We start from the raw sequence: 3,791 nt of genomic DNA, 5'->3' as shown, positions 1-3,791 counted from the left end.
GCGCAGAAACGCTTCTTGACGTTCGTCGTGGTCGGCGGCGGACCGACCGGTGTGGAACTTGCCGGCGCGATCGGCGAAATGAGTCGCTTCACGCTGGCCAAGGATTTTCGCAACATCGATGCCGCGCTCGCGCGCGTGATTCTCGTCGAGTCTGGCCCCGAGATCCTCTCGACCTTTTGCGAAGAGCTAAGGTCACGCGCCGTGCGCGATCTGGAAAACCTCGGCGTGCAGGTCTGGACCAATAGCCGCGTCACGAACATCGACGCGGAAGGCGTCGAAATGGGCACGGAACGCATCAGCGCCGCGACGGTTCTCTGGGCGGCCGGCGTGCAGGCGTCCCCGCTGGGCAAGCTCGGCGGGATGGAAGTTGATCGTCAGGGCCGTGTGATCGTCGAGCCGGACCTCACCGTCAAAGGGCATTCCCACGTGTTTGTCGTCGGCGATCAGGCCTGTTTCACTCACCAGACAGGTGCGCCATTGCCGGGCACCGCGCCGGTGGCGATGCAGCAAGGTCGCTACGTCGCCCGCGCGATTCTCGATGACATCGCCGGCAAGCCGCGCCAGCCGTTTCATTTCCACGACAAAGGGCAGATGGCCACGATCGGCCGCAGCAAGGCCGTGCTGGAGATGGGCTCCTGGAAACTCGCCGGCTGGTGGGCGTGGATGGCCTGGCTCGTGGTTCACATCTACTACCTGACCGGCTTCAAGAATCGTCTGCTTGTCGTGCTGCAATGGGCCTGGTCGTACATGTCGTTTCGCCGCGGCGCGCGGTTGATCGTCAACAAGGAATGGCGGCTGCATCCGCCGGCGCCGAGTACAAATAGCGTTCCGCCGACGCCTCCGACGTAAGGCAATGCACGGTTTCCGTGCGCCAACCTTCAAATGCCACAAGGCCAAGAACTATGTTTACAATTCTGCACACTGAGTTTTTTCGTGAATCAGCTCACACTAGCCCGACGCGCAAGCGAGGCGGAGTGGACATTGAATTGGAGTACGACGTGACTTGCAGCCGCTACGTCCACTCCCCCTCGCTTGCGCGTCGGGCTAGTGTCGTTTCTTCCACGGCTACACTTGGCGCCTTGCTCTTAATCGTCGTGCTTCTTGCGAGCGAGTCGTCAGCGCAGTCCATTTCCACCAAATACCCCGGCGACCAAGGGATCGCAAACGATCCCGACGTGCTGTTCGTCGAAGACTTCGAGTCTGCGACTGTTGACGACGTGACCAAGCGATGGGAGACCGCTCAGCATCCGGAGAGCATGTCGCTAACGGGCGATGTACCATCCGGCAGCGCGGGAAAGCAATCGCTTTTGTTCACGCACGTCGGCGGCGATGAGAACGACACCGGCGGGCATCTCTATCGACGGCTCGACGAGGGACATGAACAGGTCTACGCGCGGTTCTACGTCAAGTTCGACCAAGACTGCGCCCCCGTGCATCACTTCGGCACGTGCCTGGGCGGGAACAATCCCTCGATGCCGTGGCCTTCGGTGAAGGCCGGCATTCCGACCGACGGCGCGAAAGCGTTCTGGACCGGCATCGAGCCGTTCGGCGATTCTTGGCGCTGGGACTTCTACACCTATTGGTGTGAAATGCGCGGCAGCCCGCCGCGTGGGCAGACGTGGGGGAACTGCTTTGTCCTGGACGAGAAGCTCAAGGTCGCGCGCGATCATTGGATTTGCGTCGAGATGATGGTCAAGCTCAATGACGTCGGCGACACCAACGGCGAGCAAGCATTCTGGATCGACGGCCAACCGATCGCGCATCTCGGCAAAGGATTCCCCAAGGGAAAATGGATCTTCGACAAGTTCTATCCGAACCAAGGCGGCGACGGCGTCCGCTGGAGCAACACGAAGGGCGACCGAGAGCATTTCACCGTCGCCGAAGGAGGCGAGCCGTTTGAGGGCTTTCGCTGGCGAACCGACGAAGCCCTCAAGGCGAACTTCGTCTGGGCTTACCTCTACATCACGAAATCGCCGCCGGGCCACGTCAGCAAAGTCTGGTTCGACCACATCGTGGTGGCGAAAAGCTATATCGGACCGATTCGGCCGTAATCGTCGATGGCAGATGCCTCGAAACCCGCGCCGATGGTTTCGCTCAGCCTTTCAGCAGGAATTGCGAGGCCTCCTTGGTTGGCGTCCCGCCCCGGCGGTAACATTCCCTCTGGTGGATTCCGCAATTTCGGCGGAAGTCGTTGCCTGCATTCAACGTCCGTTCCGTTGACAAAGAACCAGAGTCGATTGATACTGGATTTGCAGGGCATAGTTCGCGGCGTTGCCGTGGCAGCCTGAGAAGCAAAGTTGGGCATTTCTCTCGAACCAATGGCCGCTCAGTCTCCTGGGATTGAATGGCCGCTTGTGTGGCTTTCGGCCACGGGCCACTGCCGATGTCATTGCCACCGATTGAGTTGACCGAGGCCGGCGCGACGACGTCGCTGTCTGCCGAGTCGTTGCTTGCCCGAGCGCTGCCGGTCCCGCCGGATATCGCGCGCTTTCCCGGCCAAATGGTCGTGCCGCTCGACGAATTGCTGCCAGAGCGCAGCGCTGAACTGCAAGTCTGCTGCCGTGGGAGCCGGGGCGAGTGCTTTGCCTTCGACGTCGCCAAGTTGGCGGACTTTTCCTTGCTGAGCACCAACTCGCCAGGTTGGAAGCTCGTCCCGGCTGGCCGCAAGCAATTAGCGGAGATCACTACGCCGCGATTCGTGCTGCGCGAAGTCGTCTCCATCGAAATCGGGCACGATCTGGCTGCAAAAGCGCTGTCGGATCAGGTGTACACGAACCTCACCGACGCCCTCATGGAGCCGCACGGCGTGCGCTTCCTGAGCCTCACCAGTGCTGGATTGGAGCGTTTTCCCAAGGGAGCGCTCGAGCTGACGAATCTGGAATCGCTCAATCTCGGCAACAACGGGATCGAGACTCTGCCGCCCGAGATCGGCGAGCTGCGGCAGCTCAAGGTGTTGAAATTGTCGCGCAACAATTTGCGCGTACTGCCGGAGGAAATCGGCCGGCTGAAGCAACTGAACGAGTTGCACGTCTCGCGGAATCAACTCGCGTCGCTGCCGGAGAAGCTGTGGAATCTCCCCGATTTGCAGTTGCTGAATCTGGGCGCCAATCAGTTGAAGCACGTGCCGGACGAGATCGCCCAGTTGCACAGCTTGCGTGAATTGGAGTTGGCGGATAATCCGATCCCGCCCGGCGAGCGCGAGCGCATCGCACGGCTTGTGCCCCGCGCCAAGATCGAGTGGTAAACGAGCGATGCCAGCGTCAGCCAGCTATCTCAATCGTCATCCGTGGCTCCTGGTGGTCTACCTGCTGACCGTCACTTGCGCCACGTTTCTCGTGCCTGACGCCTGGAAGCCGCTGCTGGTTCCGTCGCTGATTTTGCTGCAAGTGGCGATCCTGGCAGTCTGCGGTAAGCTCGACCACTCGATCGGCCGCATTCTCGATCGCCTCAAATTCCTGTTTCTGTTTTTGATCGCCGCGAACGCTTTGTTACCCGGTCCCGACACGGATCGTCATTGGTCCTTGTTCTCTTGGCTGTCGATCAATCTGACCGGATTGCAGGCCGGCATGCTGATGGCGGCGCAGATTCTGCTCGTCGTGTTGACGACGCACGTCGTGCGCTCGATCGGCGATGAGCGCGCCTTCATCAACGGGCTACGCTCCTTGCGCGTTGCGCCGCTGATGGCTTACTCCCTCGATACCACGCTCGCGCTTTTGGACGGGTCGCTGCGCAAGTCTGGCGGCGGTGGTGGCGGAGGAAGGGGCGACGGCTCCGGCGGTGGTGGTGGCGGG

Annotated in this window: 4 protein-coding genes; all 4 read left to right on the top strand. The window is 61.1% G+C overall.

What is annotated here, in order from left to right:
- The coding region (locus SGJ19_14185) for an FAD-dependent oxidoreductase (GenBank protein ID MDZ4781398.1) at nt 1–849 on the top strand (849 nt) is incomplete at its 5' end.
- Between the two features lie 245 nt (nt 850–1,094).
- On the top strand, nt 1,095–2,051 hold the full coding sequence (locus SGJ19_14180; protein ID MDZ4781397.1) for a hypothetical protein: 957 nt from the start codon (nt 1,095–1,097) through the stop codon (nt 2,049–2,051).
- A 332-nt stretch (nt 2,052–2,383) separates the two neighbouring features.
- A complete protein-coding gene (locus tag SGJ19_14175) occupies nt 2,384–3,244 on the top strand; it encodes a leucine-rich repeat domain-containing protein (GenBank protein ID MDZ4781396.1) in 861 nt (286 codons plus the stop codon).
- Nucleotides 3,245–3,251: 7 nt separating this feature from the next.
- On the top strand, nt 3,252–3,791 hold a 540-nt coding region (locus SGJ19_14170), incomplete at its 3' end, for an energy-coupling factor transporter transmembrane component T (protein MDZ4781395.1).

Source organism: Planctomycetia bacterium (genome assembly GCA_034440135.1).
Classification (GTDB): Bacteria; Planctomycetota; Planctomycetia; order Pirellulales; family JALHLM01; genus JALHLM01.
The sequence above is the reverse complement of the archived record's forward strand: the minus strand, read 5'-3'. Positions and strand labels throughout refer to the sequence as shown.

Excerpts from the sequence above, each read along its gene's own strand:
- SGJ19_14175 (MDZ4781396.1), top strand. The coding sequence starts at position 2,384 with ATGTCATTGCCACCGATTGAGTTGACCGAGGCCGGCGCGACGACGTCG.